The 16,519-nt window shown below is 40.0% G+C and carries 19 protein-coding genes and 2 riboswitches; of the genes, 14 read left to right on the top strand and 5 right to left on the bottom strand.

All coding sequences use genetic code 11. From position 1 onward, the window contains the following. The first annotated feature begins 39 nt into the window (after nt 1-39). Nucleotides 40-141: riboswitch (SAM riboswitch) on the top strand. Between the two features lie 99 nt (nt 142-240). The 5 genes from mtnW (at nt 241) to NSQ64_RS07495 (ending at nt 3,841) form a co-directional block, all read left to right on the top strand. Next, nucleotides 241-1,458, top strand: a complete 1,218-nt coding sequence (gene mtnW / locus NSQ64_RS07475; RefSeq protein ID WP_096881331.1) for a 2,3-diketo-5-methylthiopentyl-1-phosphate enolase — start codon at nt 241-243, stop codon at nt 1,456-1,458. Beyond that, on the top strand, nt 1,459-2,154 hold the full coding sequence (locus tag NSQ64_RS07480) for a 2-hydroxy-3-keto-5-methylthiopentenyl-1-phosphate phosphatase (protein ID WP_017367123.1): 696 nt from the start codon (nt 1,459-1,461) through the stop codon (nt 2,152-2,154). It abuts the gene before it with no gap. After that, complete coding sequence (locus tag NSQ64_RS07485; RefSeq protein WP_060832278.1) at nt 2,118-2,750, top strand: methylthioribulose 1-phosphate dehydratase; 633 nt, start codon at nt 2,118-2,120, stop codon at nt 2,748-2,750. The genes NSQ64_RS07480 and NSQ64_RS07485 overlap by 37 nt, the downstream gene beginning before the upstream one ends. A 16-nt stretch (nt 2,751-2,766) precedes the next feature. Further along, entirely contained in the window at nt 2,767-3,297 is a 531-nt protein-coding gene (locus NSQ64_RS07490; RefSeq protein WP_024719646.1) for a 1,2-dihydroxy-3-keto-5-methylthiopentene dioxygenase, read from the top strand. Between the two features lie 301 nt (nt 3,298-3,598). Continuing rightward, on the top strand, nt 3,599-3,841 hold the full coding sequence (locus NSQ64_RS07495) for an aspartyl-phosphate phosphatase Spo0E family protein (RefSeq protein WP_024719647.1): 243 nt from the start codon (nt 3,599-3,601) through the stop codon (nt 3,839-3,841). 51 nt (nt 3,842-3,892) lie between these two features. Here the strand turns inward: NSQ64_RS07495 and NSQ64_RS07500 are convergent, their stop codons facing one another. Next, a complete protein-coding gene (locus NSQ64_RS07500; protein ID WP_007498739.1) occupies nt 3,893-5,392 on the bottom strand; it encodes an ATP-binding protein in 1,500 nt (499 codons plus the stop codon). A 204-nt stretch (nt 5,393-5,596) separates the two neighbouring features. Here NSQ64_RS07500 and NSQ64_RS07505 point away from each other — a divergent pair, with 204 nt between their 5' ends. Next, entirely contained in the window at nt 5,597-6,052 is a 456-nt protein-coding gene (locus NSQ64_RS07505; RefSeq protein WP_003211701.1) for a MarR family winged helix-turn-helix transcriptional regulator, read from the top strand. Nucleotides 6,053-6,238: 186 nt separating this feature from the next. On the opposite strand, the gene motB is transcribed toward NSQ64_RS07505, so the two are convergent. The 3 genes from motB to NSQ64_RS07520 form a co-directional block, all read right to left on the bottom strand. Beyond that, a complete protein-coding gene (gene motB, locus NSQ64_RS07510) occupies nt 6,239-7,006 on the bottom strand; it encodes a flagellar motor protein MotB (RefSeq protein WP_024719648.1) in 768 nt (255 codons plus the stop codon). After that, nucleotides 6,999-7,793, bottom strand: coding sequence for a flagellar motor stator protein MotA (gene motA / locus NSQ64_RS07515; RefSeq protein ID WP_008346088.1), 795 nt, complete (start codon nt 7,791-7,793; stop codon nt 6,999-7,001). Before motA ends, motB begins: the two co-directional genes overlap by 8 nt. 562 nt (nt 7,794-8,355) lie before the next feature. Continuing rightward, nucleotides 8,356-10,461 carry an ATP-dependent Clp protease ATP-binding subunit gene (locus tag NSQ64_RS07520; RefSeq protein ID WP_061418800.1) on the bottom strand — a complete coding sequence of 702 codons (2,106 nt, stop codon included), beginning with the start codon at nt 10,459-10,461 and terminating at the stop codon, nt 8,356-8,358. 245 nt (nt 10,462-10,706) lie between these two features. Between NSQ64_RS07520 and NSQ64_RS07525 the strand changes: the two genes are divergently transcribed. The 6 genes from NSQ64_RS07525 (at nt 10,707) to NSQ64_RS07550 (ending at nt 14,837) form a co-directional block, all read left to right on the top strand. Further along, nucleotides 10,707-11,750 (top strand): YkvI family membrane protein, encoded by a 1,044-nt coding sequence (locus tag NSQ64_RS07525; RefSeq protein ID WP_268382284.1) that lies wholly within the window; start codon nt 10,707-10,709, stop codon nt 11,748-11,750. Nucleotides 11,751-11,821: 71 nt separating this feature from the next. Then, nucleotides 11,822-11,866, top strand: a riboswitch (PreQ1 riboswitch). A gap of 159 nt (nt 11,867-12,025) precedes the next feature. Further along, entirely contained in the window at nt 12,026-12,682 is a 657-nt protein-coding gene (gene queC, locus NSQ64_RS07530; protein WP_268382282.1) for a 7-cyano-7-deazaguanine synthase QueC, read from the top strand. Next, entirely contained in the window at nt 12,683-13,123 is a 441-nt protein-coding gene (gene queD / locus NSQ64_RS07535; RefSeq protein ID WP_024719651.1) for a 6-carboxytetrahydropterin synthase QueD, read from the top strand. Beyond that, nucleotides 13,116-13,847 carry a 7-carboxy-7-deazaguanine synthase QueE gene (queE, locus tag NSQ64_RS07540; RefSeq protein ID WP_341015837.1) on the top strand — a complete coding sequence of 244 codons (732 nt, stop codon included), beginning with the start codon at nt 13,116-13,118 and terminating at the stop codon, nt 13,845-13,847. The genes queD and queE overlap by 8 nt, the downstream gene beginning before the upstream one ends. 15 nt (nt 13,848-13,862) lie before the next feature. After that, a complete protein-coding gene (gene queF, locus NSQ64_RS07545; protein WP_003211403.1) occupies nt 13,863-14,360 on the top strand; it encodes a preQ(1) synthase in 498 nt (165 codons plus the stop codon). Between the two features lie 258 nt (nt 14,361-14,618). After that, entirely contained in the window at nt 14,619-14,837 is a 219-nt protein-coding gene (locus tag NSQ64_RS07550) for a hypothetical protein (protein WP_017367128.1), read from the top strand. A 124-nt stretch (nt 14,838-14,961) separates the two neighbouring features. On the opposite strand, the gene NSQ64_RS07555 is transcribed toward NSQ64_RS07550, so the two are convergent. Then, nucleotides 14,962-15,150 carry a YkvS family protein gene (locus NSQ64_RS07555; RefSeq protein WP_003211747.1) on the bottom strand — a complete coding sequence of 63 codons (189 nt, stop codon included), beginning with the start codon at nt 15,148-15,150 and terminating at the stop codon, nt 14,962-14,964. A 167-nt stretch (nt 15,151-15,317) separates the two neighbouring features. On the opposite strand from NSQ64_RS07555, the gene NSQ64_RS07560 reads away from it, so the two are divergent. Together NSQ64_RS07560 and NSQ64_RS07565 are read left to right on the top strand one after the other, a co-directional pair. Beyond that, complete coding sequence (locus tag NSQ64_RS07560; RefSeq protein ID WP_008348081.1) at nt 15,318-15,512, top strand: hypothetical protein; 195 nt, start codon at nt 15,318-15,320, stop codon at nt 15,510-15,512. A 306-nt stretch (nt 15,513-15,818) separates the two neighbouring features. Further along, nucleotides 15,819-16,472, top strand: a complete 654-nt coding sequence (locus NSQ64_RS07565) for a cell wall hydrolase (RefSeq protein WP_045035134.1) — start codon at nt 15,819-15,821, stop codon at nt 16,470-16,472. The last annotated feature ends 47 nt before the right edge of the window (nt 16,473-16,519 follow it).

Here is a 16,519-nt window from a genome sequence, read left to right on the forward strand (position 1 = left end):
TGGTGCGATAATTCAGGCAATATTTAAGAAAATTGAATATTCTTATCAAGAGTAGGCAGAGGGACTAGCCCAATGAAGCCCGGCAACCGACTTCCATGAAGCACGGTGCTAATTCTTGCAGCAAGCGCTGAGAGATAAGATTCGGATGAATGAGACGAAACCTCTTTAACGCGCTGATCAAGCACTTAAAGAGGTTTTTTTATTGACCATATACAGGACGCAATCGAAAGGGGATTCCTAGTGAGTGAACTACTGGCAACATACGTACTAACACATCGAGAGGATGAACAAATAGACCGAAAAGCAGAGCAGATCGCACTTGGGTTAACGGTCGGGTCATGGACGGACTTGCCGCAGCTCAAAAAGGAGCAGCTGAAAAAACATAAAGGCCGTGTGGTGAGCGTAAAAGAACAGTCTCCCGCAAATGGTGGTCTGTATCAAACAGAGGTGACCATTGCTTATCCTGAGGCGAACTTTTCAGCTGATATACCAGCGGTGTTGACGACGATTTTTGGAAAGCTTTCACTGGATGGGAAAGTAAAGCTCGTCGATATCGAATTTTCGGAAAGGTTTAAAAGCTGTCTGCCAGGACCGGTATTTGGCATTGAGGGGATACGAAAGAAAGTAGGCGTGTTTGATCGGCCGCTATTGATGAGTATATTTAAAGGCGTGATCGGTCGTGATATGGAGGATTTAAAAGAACAGCTCCACTTACAGGCTTTAGGTGGAGTAGACTTCATCAAAGATGATGAGATTTTATTTGAAAGCCCATTAGCCCCTTTTGAAGATCGAATCAAGGAAGGAAAAAAGATATTAAAAGAAACATATGAAGAGACAGGACATCGCACGCTTTATGCTGTTAATTTAACTGGTAGAACTTTTGATTTGAAAGATCGAGCAAGAAAGGCAGCCGAACTCGGGGCTGATGCGCTTTTATTCAATGTTTTTGCCTATGGACTTGATGTCATGCAAAGCTTGGCTGAAGATCCAGAGATCCCATTGCCGATCATGGCACATCCGGCAGTGAGCGGTGCAATGACATCATCTCCAGACTATGGATTCTCGCATTCTCTTCTTTTAGGCAAATTAAATCGATATGCTGGCGCTGATTTAAGTCTTTTTCCCTCTCCTTATGGATCAGTCGCCCTTCCGAAAAAAGATGCCATTGGCATTTTCGAAGCATGTGTGAAAGAGGATACAGTTCAACAAACATTTCCTGTCCCTTCAGCAGGCATTCACCCGGGAATGGTGCCGATCTTAGTCAAAGATTTTGGACTTGATCATGTCATTAATGCAGGCGGGGGGATTCACGGACATCCGCGGGGAGCAATTGGAGGAGGGAAAGCCTTTCGTTCGATCATTGATGCGGTTGTCAAAAAAGAGTCTATCGAAGAAAAAGCATCAACTTGTCAAGACTTACAAGCAGCACTTGATCTTTGGGGAAGGGTAGCAGAATAAATGAAAAAACCAATTGTATGTTGTGATTTTGATGGCACGATTACGAAAAATGATAATATCATTCGCATCATGAAGCAGTTTGCTCCGAAAGAATGGACGAAATGGAAGGATGGTGTTCTAGCAAAAGAGATCACGATCCAAGAAGGCGTCGGGCAGATGTTTCAGTTACTGACGAGTGATCAGAAAGAAGCCATTCGGTCATTTATTTTAGAGGATACAGAGATTCGTGAAGGATTTGAACAGTTTGTCGATGATGTCAAAAAAGCAGACATTCCTTTCTATGTACTCAGCGGCGGTATGGACTTTTTTGTCTATCCTATCCTTGAAGGGATTGTCGAACAAGAGAATATTTATTGTAACCATGCATCATTTAAAGAAGATCATATTCAAATTGAATGGCCGCATGCCTGTGATTCAGAATGCCAAAATGGCTGTGGCTGCTGCAAGCCTTCCATTATTCGAGAGCTGACGCAGGAAGATGATTTTATTATCATGATTGGTGATTCAGTGACTGATATTGAGGCAGCGAAACATGCGGATCTCACGTTTGCGCGTGATTATTTACTGAACGAATGTAAAGAGCTAGGGCTCGTACATAAAGAGTATGAAACATTTGTTGATCTAAAAGCGCAATTTGATCAAATAAAGGAAGTGAAGGAATGGCAGACGAGAAGAGTAAACGCTGGAAGGAACTAGCAGACGTCAAACGTGAATTGGCACAAAGAGACTGGTTTTACGGAACAAGCGGCAATTTATCGATAAAAGTGTCGGATGATCCCATCACGTTTTTGGTGACGGCAAGCGGCAAAGATAAACGAAAAGAAACCGATGAAGATTTTGTTCTTGTTGATGCAGCAGGTCAGCCGGTTCATCCGAATGAGCCGCTCAGGCCATCAGCTGAAACACTGCTTCACACATACGTTTATGAGCGGACGAAAGCAGGATGTTGTCTTCACGTCCACACGATCGATAACAATGTCATTTCTGAGCTGTATGGCGATAAAGGAGAAATTCGTTTTAAAGGTAATGAAATCATTAAAGCGCTTGGTTATTGGGAAGAGGATGCAGAAGTTGCTGTTCCTATTATTGAAAACCCAGCTCATATTCCGCACCTTGCAGAGCAATTTGCAGTGCACCTGACGGACGATGCTGGTGCTGTACTCATTCGTAATCATGGCATCACCGTTTGGGGGAAAACCGCATTTGAAGCCAAACGAGTCTTAGAGGCTTATGAATTTTTATTTACCTATCATTTGAAAGTAGCGCTTTATCAAAAGCAGCTTGTTAAATAAAAAGGAGGAAACACACATGGCGACCATTTACATTCATAATGAAGAGAACACGTTACTTGAGAACGAACAAGAGGTTCAGGCGTATTTAGAACAGCAAGGGGTCATTTATGAACATTGGGATATTGAAAAACTACCAAAACAGTTATCAGAAAAGTACGATTTAACAGATGATGAAAAGGAAGAAATTTTAACTGTGTTTCAAGAGGAAATAAAGAGTATTTCCGAGCGAAGAGGATACAAAGCGCAGGATGTGATTTCATTATCAGATGCGACTCCTAACCTGGATGAACTGCTTCAAAACTTTAAACGTGAGCATCATCATACGGATGATGAAGTCAGATTTATCGTGAGCGGTCATGGAATCTTTGCCATTCAAGGCAAAGACGGCGTCTTTTTTGATGTGAGACTGAATCCAGGTGATTTAATTTCTGTGCCCCCGAATATTCGTCACTACTTTACACTTCAAGAAGATCGTCAAGTCGTCGCAGTTCGCATATTTGTCACAACTGAGGGCTGGGTGCCAATTTACGAAGAAGAAACGGTTTAATAGTGGGAGCTGATCATTTCGCATGAGGCGGAAGATCAGCTTTTTTTTAGGAAAATAGACATAAAATGAGAGAGAAAATAGTTGATTTTGGTCTTCTGCATAGGATAAAATTCTGTTTAATCAATGTGTCAGTCCTGTCCAATTTTGAAGTTTACCCCCAGAATTCATTGGGTAAAAGGTCTTTAGGCTGTAAAAAATTAAATAAAATAAGCATATTTAATTTAATTTACAAATAAAGTATAATTTTGGTGTCGGATCATTTAGAGCGTAGACAGACGAATTCATAGCGGGAGCTGAGATCATGAATATTTATGTACGGAAAGAACAGTTATTAATGTCAATTGATGAAAAGAGAAGACAAATGGTAGAAGCTGCTCAAGTAGAAGGCTATACAGGTGAGACGACAATTAAATATAGTCAAGAACTGGACAACCTGATGAATGAGTATCAGTCTCTTCTTTTTCATGAACAACAATCTGTTGCTTCCTTTCATGATCTTGTATCACAAATGAGTCTCCTTTCTGTCAATCGTCCTTCTTATTGACATCAAAAAACCGGTCTTGCCATTAGCAAAACCGGATGAATGCTTCAGCTATTAGTGTGCAGAAGGGAGCATGATGATTACGGTTGTTCCTTTGTTCACTTCGCTCTCGATATCGATTGTCCCCCCATACATCGAAATGATTCGTTTACACACAACAAGCCCAAGACCTGTTCCTTTTTCCTTCGACGTAATAAAAGGGAGGAAGATATGTTTCAGCATCTCTTCTGGTATACCTTCACCTGTATCTTTCACTTTTATGATGACCTGTTCTTTTTCAGCCTCAATGACAATCTTCAAATGACCGCCATTTGGCATCGCTTCTAACGAGTTTTTCGCTACATTCAATACCACTTGTTTAATGTGATCCTTCGTGCAATACACGCCAACATCTTGAATGGTATTGATTTGCAAATCAACCTCGACATTATAAAGGTTCGCCTCAGAAAATACAATTGGCATGATCTCACTCACAATTTCCTTCACAGAATTATTTTGCCACTTTTCAGCCGTTGGTTTTCCTAGCACAAGAAACTCACTGACGATTTGGTTAATCCGTTTAATTTCTTCCTCGATGACAGAAAAATAAAGCTGATCCTCTTCTGAACGATACTTCTTTTGCAAAAGTTGAATAAACCCGCTAATGCCTGTTAATGGATTGCGAATTTCATGCGCTGTACTTGCCGCAAGTGTTCCAATGAGTTCAAGCTTTTGTGCTTCATTTTGGTGGCGTTCCTGCTGGGTTTGTCGTCTTAAAATGATATATTGGACGAGTGTGAATAAGATATTTAAGAGAATAAATGCACTGGATAAAGGAAACAGCATCACAGACAGTACTTCACTTGTTGTCGCACGCTGCGGAAAAACCTCCAGCTTCCAGCTGTTTTCATCTAAATATGTAGACACGGTGCTATCACTTTCAGATGCTGGCTGTGGACCACTTGTAAACACAACGTCTCCATTTTGATTCAGCATCTTAAAATGAAGCTCTGGGTTTAATACATTCATAATATTTCTTAAATAATCAATTTGAATCGCAGCGACTAGCACATCCGTGACTTCGTCGTTCTCATTCAAAACAGGGACACAAATGGAGAGAATCCGCTGCTTAGTAATGCGGCTTACATAGTTATCTGTAATGACGGTCTGTTTTGTGACTTGAATACGTTTAAAGTAATCTCTAAATGACAGGTTGATTTTTTCCTTTAATGGTGTGGTGCTGGCTGTGACATTTCCTTTTTGGTCTAGGAGATACAGGCCTGAAAAACGAGGTTCTTGTTTATAGATTTTCTCTAGGATGTTTTGTACTCTTTTCGCTTCAAGCGGCTGGTCAAATCCCATGGCAAGGGAAGTTAATCTTGCTTCTGTTTCACTGATTAAATAATTCATTTGGTTTTTGTGAATATTTAACATAAGTGTAGCTGTTTGTTTGTTTTTTACATCAATTTTCTCAGTTTCTTTTTCGTAGATAAAATAACTAATGATGAGGGTTGGAATCACGACCAAAATAAGGTAAAGCTTGATCTTCTTCCAAAACCCTTTCAGTATACTCATGATTCATCGCTCCAACGTATTACCTAATAGACTTATTATAGCATTGAACCTATCTTTATTACGATGACTTGTGAGATTTTTAAAAAATTAGGTGATTCGTTCTGGTCTCTTTTTCATGCTAAAAATGGTTCAACATGTTGACATTTTACTTATTGTTTATTAATGTCACATTAGTGGGTTGCATTTCATAAAGGATGATAAAAAATGGAAAATCATAATGTTGAGAAATCTTTGAAATTATTTATTGTACTATCACGTGCCTATCGCTCCATTAATCACCACATGAACAAACATATTGTGAAGCACGGTCTGAATCCGACTGAATTTGCTGTATTAGAATTGCTGTATCATAAAGGTGATCAGCCGCTTCAGCAAATAGGTGATAAGATCTTACTCGCAAGCGGAAGCATCACGTATGTGGTTGATAAATTGGAGAAAAAAGAACTCCTTAGCCGGAAAGCTTGTGCAGAAGACCGCAGGGTGACATTTGCACATATTACGGAGCAGGGAAGAGCTTTACTTGATGACATCTTCCCAGATCATGCAAAAGAGATTCACGAGATGATCAGTGTGCTTAGTGAAGAGGAAAAGGATGCCTGCATCGATATGCTCAAACATGTAGGACTGCGTGCCAAGCATTTATATGATCATAAAGAATAAACACATAAAAAAGGAAGCCGGTGGCTTCCTTTTTAGTATGTAGACTAATCCTCGCATATGGTGTCAGTCCTGCGCACCGATAAACGACAAGCGCTTTCAATCGCGCTCATAAGAAAGACAAAGGGCTAAAATAAACATCATTTTAGCCCTTTGTCATGATCTGAAAGGAAGCTGCTGGCTTCCTATTTATTTTGCTTTTTTCTCAATTGGCAAAATAAGAACTTCGACGCGTCTGTTTTTACTTCTGCCTTCTGCGGTATCGTTAGAGGCAATCGGTTTAAATTCACCGTAACCTTTTGTGCTAAAGTTCTCTTGGTCTAGGTTGCTGTTTTCAAGGAGAATATTTAAAAAGTTGACCGCACGAATGGCGCTTAAATACCAGTTGGATTCAAATTCAGAATTCCGAATCGGAACGTTATCTGTATGTCCGCTAATGACGATGTCACGAGCAGGGTTAATGACGAGCAGCTTGGATATTTCTTTGGCTAACGGAACATCCTGCGAGCGGATCACCGCTCGCCCAGAATCAAAGAAGATGCTGTCTTCAATTGTAATAAGCAGACCTTCATCCGTCAGCTTTGTTTCAAGCTTAGAACCAAGTTTTTTATCCGCAATGAATGAATCTACTTGCTTTTTAACCTTTGTTAATACCGCTTGGTCACGAGCTTTCGCTTTTGCTTCTTCTTCTTCATCTTCTGCTGATTTTTTGGTTTGATTGCTGTTTTCTGTTTCTTCGGTGCTCTGCATGCTTGATTGGTCCATTACGCCAGTGCCGCCAGTAAAGACAACATTAAACGATTTAGCCATCTGTTCATATTTTGCCGCATCAATGGAGCTAGATGCAAACAGCACAATGAAGAGGGCGAGAAGAAGCGTAAGAAGATCGGCGTAAGGGATCAGCCAAGACTCATCTACATGGTCTTCATGATCATGTTTTTTACGTTTCCTAGCCATTCTGTTTTTCTCCTTCTTCAATGACAAGATTTGCACGTTCTTTTGCTGGTAAGTACATCAGAAGTTTTTGTTCAATGACCTTTGGAGACTGGCCTTCAAGGACAGAAAGAATCCCTTCAATCATAATGAGACGAAGCTTTACTTCTTCCTTAGATTTACGCTTCAGCTTGTTGGCAAATGGATGCCACAACACATACCCTGTAAAAATCCCAAGCAGTGTGGCGACGAAGGCAGCACTAATCGCATGTCCAAGTGCTTCAATGTCTCCCATGTTTGCAAGTGCGGCAATAAGTCCGACAACGGCACCAAGTACCCCTAGAGTCGGAGCGTATGTACCAGCTTGTGTAAAGATTAATGCGCCTGACTGATGTCTCTCCGACATGGCATCGACTTCTTCAGTTAAGACGTCGCGAATAAATTCAGCACTTTGACCGTCAACTGCCATGCTTAAGCCGTTCTTTAGAAAATCGTCATCGACTTCCTCAAGATTTGCCTCTAATGCCAAAAGACCTTCACGACGAGCAATTTGTGCCCAGTTTGAAAATAGAGGAATCATTTCTTGTATCGTTGGAAGTTTGCTATCTTTGAAAATTTTGCCGAATAATTTTGGTGTTTTCTTAATTTCACTAGATGGGAAGGCAATGACAACAGCTGAAATTGTCCCAACCACAATGATCAATATAGCCGCCGGGTTGATAAGAGCGGTTAGACTCACACCTTTCAAAACCATACCGACACTCAGTGCAATAAATGCTAAAATAATACCAATTAACGATGTTTTGTCCATTATCTCACCAAATCCTTTAACTATCTTTTTCTATAGTTAATATCGGTGTCTTCTAGAAGGGTTTTAGTCAGAATATAAAATTAAGACAGTTTATGTGAAGAAATTTTGACGAAAGCGCTTTCTGAAAGCCGTAAAAAAAGAAACTCCCTCATATAAAAGGGAGTTTTCAGCGTGTAGACAAACCCTCGCATTCGGTGTCAGTCCTGCGCTCTGGTGCTCACGAATGCCAAATTCGCTCCGCACAAGTAGCTGTCCTTCCTAGACTGCAAAGGTTTTCTATCACGCTGAAAAGAAGACAAAGGGCTAAAATCAAGTTCATTTTAGCCCTTTGTCAACAATCTGGAAACTTCATCTTTTTTGAGCTGTTTCATCTAAGAGCAATTCTTTTAATTTTTCTTCATGTATGATTTTGATCAAATCGTAGTTCCAATTGATCATGTGATCCATGTGATCCACCTCTTTTTCTTTTATCGTAAAGGAAAAGAGGCGGGGGAGCGTCGGCGCTCAGATGGAATTTAGACACTTCAACATGATGGAGCTGAAGATCCTCCTTAGGATGTACTTAGCTCTTTTTCACAACAATTTCGTCATGTTCAACATCGACTGTAAATCCAGTAAGTTGTTCTTCTTCAAGCAAGATATCCGTCATTTGATCCTCAACATGCTCTTGAATCGTTCTTCGTAACGGACGAGCCCCAAATGCTGGATGATAACCAAGTTCAGCGATTTTTTCTTTCGCTTCGTTTGTGACGTGAACAGTTAGATTTTGTTCTTTTAACTGCTCTGACAAATCTTTGAGCAGAAGATCCACAATTTTGACTAAATCGTCTTTATCTAATGAATCAAACTGAATGATGCTGTCAAAACGGTTCAAGAATTCCGGTTTGAAATAAGCGCTCAGCGAATCAATCAATGATTGTTCTTCGATGGCTTCTTCTTGTTCAGACTGGAATCCGACTTTGACCGCTTTTTTATCTGTGCTGCCAGCGTTACTTGTCATAATGATGACTGTGTCTTTAAAGCTGACGGTTCTGCCTTGGCTGTCTGTTAGACGACCATCTTCCATGATTTGAAGGAACATATGCTGGACATCAGGGTGCGCTTTTTCGATTTCATCGAGCAAAATGATGCTGTATGGTTTTCTGCGAACCTTTTCCGTGAGCTGTCCGGCTTCATCATGTCCAACGTAACCAGGAGGAGAACCGATGATTTTGGACACGGAGTGTTTCTCCATGTATTCACTCATATCTAAACGAATGATCGCTTCTTTTGAGCCAAATAATTCTTCCGCTAATGTTTTAGACAATTCGGTTTTCCCGACGCCTGTTGGCCCAACGAATAGGAAGGAGCCAGTTGGTCTATGTTTTGATTTTAAGCCGGCTCTGCTTCTTTTTACGGCTTTCGCCACTTTTTCAACCGCATGTTCCTGACCAATGACGCGGGCTTTTAAGCGGACATCAATTTCTTTCATTTTTGTTTGTTCGTCTGCTTGTAGTTTGCCGACAGGGATACCTGTTTTTTGTTCTACAATCGACTGAATGTCCTCAGCTGTGACGACATGTTCTTTGTCATTTGTTTTGTTTTGCAATCTCGCTTCAATCGCTTCTTCTTCGTCTCGAAGCTTCGCTGCTTTTTCATATCGTTCTTCATTTAAAGCAGCTTGTTTTTCAGCGGCAATTTGCGCAAGACGGTTTGTTAATTCATCTTCACTTGCTGCATCAATGGAAAGATTCGCTTTTGAACCTGCTTCATCCATTAAATCAATGGCTTTATCTGGCAAGTGGCGGTCTTGAATATACCGCGAAGATAATTGAACACACGCTTTAATGGCTTCGTCAGAATAGGTGACGCCATGATAGGCTTCATACTTATCCTGAATGCCTTTTAAGATCTCGAATGCTTCATCCTGTGTTGGCTCATCAACGATGACAGGCTGGAACCTGCGTTCAAGGGCAGCATCTTTTTCAATCTGACGATACTCTTTTAATGTTGTCGCACCTACTAGCTGCAGTTCCCCTCGAGCTAGAGCTGGTTTCAAAATGTTTCCGGCATCCATTGATCCTTCGGCAGAGCCTGCGCCTACAAGAAGATGAATTTCATCAACGAATAAGATGATATTTTTACGGCTTTGCAATTCTTTGATCAATTGCTTCATCCGTTCTTCAAATTGACCACGTATACCTGTGTTTGCCACAAGTGAAGAGACATCTAATAAATAAACTTGTTTGTTCTTTAATTTATTTGGTACATCTCCATTTGCAATTTTTAGTGCTAGTCCTTCGGCTATGGCCGTTTTACCAACACCAGGTTCACCAATGAGGACAGGATTGTTTTTATTTCTTCTATTTAAAATCTCAATGACTCTTGTGACTTCTTCATCACGGCCAATGACAGGATCGATTAAACCAGCATGTGCGCCATCCGTTAAGTTCCGGCCAAGCTCATCGAGTAAGCCTTTTTGTTTAGGCCGCTCTTGGCTCGTCGCATGTCCTGCTTGCTCAGAGAAGAATGAACCGCCTCCGAACAGGTTAGGACCCATTTTCATTTTTGACTGTTCCATCAAAGAGGTATAGCAGTCTTCACATAAAACCATTTGGCTACGGGACGAATTTACTTGCATATTCAGGCGAATAGTTGCTTCATTTACTTGACAATGTTGACAACGCATGAGCCATGACCTCCTTAAAATAAAGTTTGACTTTATTTGACCAATGAATGTTAAATAAAATGGTCTGTTGTTTGACCATCTTTGACTATAGTATACTTTGACCTATTTTGACTTTCAACCGTTTTGCTCATAGCTGAATGAAAAATCCTTTTTTGCATTTAATCATGGTTTGTCCTTCTTTTCAAGGAACTTGTCTCATAGGATAAAAAAGAGACAATCGAAAGTGATGGGTGCGGAGGGGTCATATGAAACGTTCAAATGAATCCGCTTTTCAGCTTGCCTTTGTATATGTAGGAACAGTGGTTGGAGCTGGGTTTGCGACAGGAAAAGAAATTGTAGAATTTTTTGTTCGTTTTGGCTGGATTGGATTGATCGGGATTTTGATTAGCGGTGTTATTTTTACCGGCCTTGGCGCAAAAATGATGCTTATTTCCAAACGAATTGAAGCGGAGTCTTATCAAGATATGAATCGGTTTTTATTTGGAGTTGCTGCGAGTCGATATATTAACATCGTCATGTTTTTTATATTACTAGGTGTGACGTCAGTGATGATTTCTGGAGCAGGCGCTATTTTTGAAGAACAACTTGGCATCTCAAAAGAATATGGTATTTTTTTAACGATTATTTTAAGTGTCATTGTCCTTTTTAAAGGTTCAAAAGGGTTATTTGGTGTCAATGTACTTGTCGTTCCCATGCTGATTTTCTTTTCGCTGATTGTGTTTCTAGACTCATTTGTGTTTAGTAGCGGTGAAAGCCACGTTCTGGGGCTGCAAATGGGAGAGGGCGAATGGATGTTGTCTGCGATTTCATATGGTGCATTTAATTTAGCGCTGTCTCAAGCCGTATTAGTGCCGGTTGCAAACGAAATGACATCCGAAGCCGTCATAAAAAGGGGAGCGGTGCTTGGAGGTCTGATGCTGACACTCATTCTGCTCGCCTGCTTTTTATCCCTTTCTTCATTAGAAATGCTGGAAGCGTATGATATTCCGATGGCCCAAGTGGTGTATCAAGTCGCAAACTCCATTCATCTCATCTATTTATTCGTGATCTTTGGTGAAGTCTTTACATCCGTTATAGGGAATTTATACGGTCTCGAAAGACAGGTGAGGGCGTATATCCGATTGAACAGTATGTATACGATATCCTTTATTCTGCTTTGCTGTTATGTCATCAGTAAAATTGGATACGGCACACTCATTTCAACGGTTTACCCTGTTTTTGGCTATGTCAGTATCTTTTTTATCCTCTTTCTTTGTCTGAAAAAAGTGCCTGCATCACGTGATAAGTAAAGAAGGGATAGCTTGTACACCAATTATGTGGTACACTATCCTCTGTGAAAATTGAACAAAAATCCGTGAAAACGGGAGAGGTTCTAGCAAAACCCTCTATAAAAAACTAAGGACTTGCCGTATCCTTGGATGTGGCATTTTTTATTTTTTATGGCTGGGACACCTCATACACATGTAAAGGTGTCTTTTCTTTTGAGAAAAATAGGGGTTTTCATGAACCTTTCAGATGCAGCTTTGTGCGGAGGTACGGGTCTGCAAAAGGAGGAAAAGGAAAAATGAAAAATGAAAAAGCGGTTGTTGTCTTTAGCGGGGGACAGGACAGTACGACATGTTTACTATGGGCACTTCAACAATTTAAAGAGGTTGAAACGGTAACCTTTCATTATAATCAGCGTCATCAAGAAGAAATTGATGTCGCCAAAAGAATTGCTGACAAGCTAGGTGTGAAAAATCATCTATTAGATATGTCTCTTTTAAATCAGCTTGCACCCAATGCCTTAACAAGAGATGACATTGATATTGAAGAAAAAGAAGGAGAACTGCCTTCCACATTTGTTCCGGGGAGAAACTTAGTTTTCTTATCCTTTGCATCCATTCTTGCGTATCAAATTGGAGCACGTCATATTATCACGGGTGTGTGCGAGACAGACTTTAGCGGCTACCCAGATTGCCGAGATGAGTTTGTGAAATCTTGTAACGTCACGGTGAATTTGGCAATGGAAAAACCATTTGTCATCCATACGCCGCTCATGTGGCTGAATAAAGCTCAAACGTGGAAGCTGGCTGATGAACTGAATGCGCTAGATTTTGTGAAAAATGAAACACTCACTTGCTATAATGGCATCATTTCTGATGGCTGCGGGGAATGTCCTGCATGTAAGCTTCGGAAAAATGGCTATGACACTTATATGGACATGAAGGAGGCGAACTAAATGCTTTCTCAAATCTATCCACAGACGAATCATCCATTTTCGTTTGAATTGAATAAAGATATGCATGTATCGGCAGCCCATTTTATCCCGAGAGAAGATGCTGGCGCTTGTAGCCGTGTACATGGTCATACGTATACGATTAACATTACGATTGCAGGAGATCATCTAGATGATTCAGGTTTCCTTGTGAATTTTAGCACGCTAAAAAAACTCATTCATGGACAGTACGACCATACACTGCTCAATGACCATGAAGAATTCTCATCGAATGATCCATATGCGATGCCAACCACTGAGGTTGTCGCAAAGACTGTGTATGATAAAGTGGCCGCATATTTAACGACTTTAGCGAACAAACCAGTATGTGTTCAAGTTTTTGTCAGAGAGACACCAACAAGCTACTGCATTTACCGTCCGAAACGAGTTGAGCTCAATGACTAAAGCGATTCCTGTCTTAGAAATCTTTGGTCCAACCATTCAAGGAGAAGGAATGGTCATTGGCCAAAAAACCATGTTTGTCAGAACGGCTGGCTGTGACTACTCTTGCAGCTGGTGTGATTCATCTTTTACATGGGATGGATCAGCTAAGCATGATATTCAGTGGCTTCAGGCAGAGGACATTGTAAAAGAGCTGAAGAGAATAGGTGGAAAGGCTTTTTCTCATGTCACCATTTCAGGTGGGAATCCTGCGCTTTTAAAACAAATGGAATCACTTATTGATTTATTGCATGAAGAAGGAATTGATACGGCGCTTGAAACGCAGGGAACGAAGTATCAAGATTGGTTTTTGAAGATAGATGATTTAACCATTTCTCCAAAACCACCAAGTTCAAATATGAAAACAGAATTTACGAAACTTACACGTATCATAGATGAATTGAAAAATGGAAACAGATTGCAACATGCAAGCCTGAAGGTCGTGATCTTTGATGATCTTGATCTAGCCTATGCAAAGGATGTTCATGCGAAATACCCAGAACTCCCCTTTTATTTGCAGGTGGGAAATGATGATACAACAACAGCTGATGATGCGTACCTATTGACGCACTTATTAAAGAAATACGAAATGCTTGTAGATCAAGTAGCGAAAGACCCTGATTTGAATCGTGTGAGAGTCTTACCACAACTGCACACGCTATTGTGGGGAAATAAACGAGGCGTATAGAAAGGAAGAAACAAAATGACGACAAGAAAACCAGAAGAATTAGAAGGTGTCACTTTACTAGGAAACCAGGGGACCAATTACTTGTTTGACTATGCACCACAAGTGCTTGAAACGTTCCCGAATAAACATACGAATAGAGATTATTTTGTGAAATTCAACTGCCCAGAATTCACATCACTTTGCCCGCAAACAGGGCAGCCAGATTTTGCGACCGTGTATATCAGCTACATCCCAAATGAAATCATGGTCGAAAGTAAATCATTAAAATTATATTTGTTCAGCTTCCGTAACCACGGTGACTTCCATGAGGATTGTATGAATATTATCATGAACGACCTCATTGAATTAATGGACCCAAGATATATTGAAGTATGGGGCAAATTTACACCAAGAGGCGGTATTTCAATTGATCCGTATACGAACTACGGAAAACCTGGGACAAAGTATGAAGAGATGGCATCGTATCGTATGATGAATCACGATATGTATCCAGAAACGATTGATAATCGCTAATAAATAAAAAAAGACATGTGGATGACATGTCTTTTTTTATGGAATAGATTATGATTTCACATAAAAAAAGAGAAGAGTCATGTCACTCTTCTCATACCAATAGGAATAGAACTTGCTAGGACGGCTGGGGGCTACCAGCTCGTATGTATAGTATACACGACAGAACGTATGTTTGTAAAGGTGTATCATGCTTTTATTCTTCATATATTTACTTTAAGATAAAATTGAAACGAGCGAATGAAAATGGAGGCGTTTGTGTTGGCAAACAAAGAAGACAAAACAGAGAAGCTGCTAATGGAATTAAGGGAAGAGCTTCAGATGCTTGAACATCAAAACAAAGAACGATATAAATGGAGTGCCTCCACATTACTTGGAGTGATCGCCCTTTTAATTGATAAAGGCGTGATAACACCTGAAGAAGTTGATATGTACAAAACAAAAGCGGAAATGCAAACCTTTCACGCGCAAAAAGACTGACGCCACTTTATATGGTAGTCAGCCTTTTTCATATGTGATTGTCAAAAGAGAACAGAGCTGTGACACGAGTCAGCTTTGCTGTGTATATCTTTATGTAACGGTAGTCTGAATTGAGGATTGCAAATTAATGTACGGAGTCTTTGATGATTTTATAGTTTTTATGATTAACGACTGTTAGTGAATCCAGTTCTAAATCTCTATAGTTGTCCATAATGGTGACATCCACAATAACAGAGTTTTCATTCACTTTTTCAACTACACCTGTTAAACCATTTCTAAATTCGATCACATTCCCAATTTTTGCAATCTTCAACCGATCCCTCTCCTTTAAAAACAGATTTCATTCCCTATTAAAAAGTATTTTGCAATATTTTCATACCAATGTAAAGGATAAAGACGTTTTTCTTTCGTTTTCGTTGTACGCTTTGAAAACGAATGGTATATTTAATATTTGATCAAGGCTGAAAAGGAGCGATTTTTTTGACTGAAGAACACATCAACACAATACTAGAATCATTACGGAATGGTACTGAAAAACAAGTGACCATTCAAAAGGATGATTTTTTAACATTTCGTTCTGTATTGGTCAATCAAGATGATTTTAAACATTTTCGCGGAATCGCCAAGCATGGTGGAGATGTTATTTTTGAATATCTTAAAGAAGCAAGAAGCTAAAGCTTTTTCTCATTCATGAGAAAAAGCTTTTTATTTTGGTTCTTTTGTCACACTTCAAACCAGCTTGATACATATGAAAAGAAAATGTAATAACCCATAATCAGGAGCATAAGGATGATTATAGGCTAAAAAGAGACTATATTAAACGCTTACATTACCAGTTCATGCGTATTTCAACTAGGACATGCCATTTAATGACGGAATTTGGACAGGCATGAAAATCTTTGTGCGTGAAAATAGAAGAAGCTCTTGTTAGAGTGGACAAGTATCTTACGGCCTACATTAATTAAGGGAGGAATGAGGCGAATGATCAAAATTCATACAGCTCTTTTTGCCATCCTTATGCTCATCTCAGCGATCAAGATGGACAATATACAAGAGCAAGAGGGCACATTAAGTCAGAAACTTGAACAAGCACCTGAAAAGCATCAGCTTTCATATATAGATCAAGATAATAAGCATACCGTGATTCCTGCGTTTTCAGAGGAGAAACATCAGCCGAAAGTGAAAATGCTAAGCACATCAACAGAGGAAAAGGCATCAAAACCGAAGCCGAAGAAAAAGGAAACGGCAAAGCCAGCAAGCTCAAGAAATCAATCACACTATTCTAATGAAGAAATGGACTTGCTTTCTCGGTTGGTACATGCTGAAGCAAAAGGTGAATCTTACGCAGGGAAAAAAGCTGTAGCAAGCGTCGTCTTAAACCGCGTAGAACACCGCTCTTTTCCTGACAGTGTCAGAGGCGTGATTTATCAGCGAAATGCCTTCCAGCCCGTATCAAATGGAAGTATCAATGATAAGGCAGACCAGGATTCCGTAAAAGCTGTGAAGCAGGTTGTCAAAGAAGATGACAGAACAACAAAGGCGATTTATTTTTATAATCCAAAAACGGCGACAGATAACTGGATTCGTTCTCGTAAAATTGTAGAACGCATTGGCCGTCACGTGTTTGCAGTGTAAAGAAAAGCAGCGATCAATCAGTCGCTGTTTTTTTGTCTTCAATTATT

It is taken from the genome of Bacillus sp. FSL W8-0183, from assembly GCF_038006825.1.
Taxonomy (GTDB): Bacteria; Bacillota; Bacilli; order Bacillales; family Bacillaceae; genus Bacillus; species Bacillus altitudinis.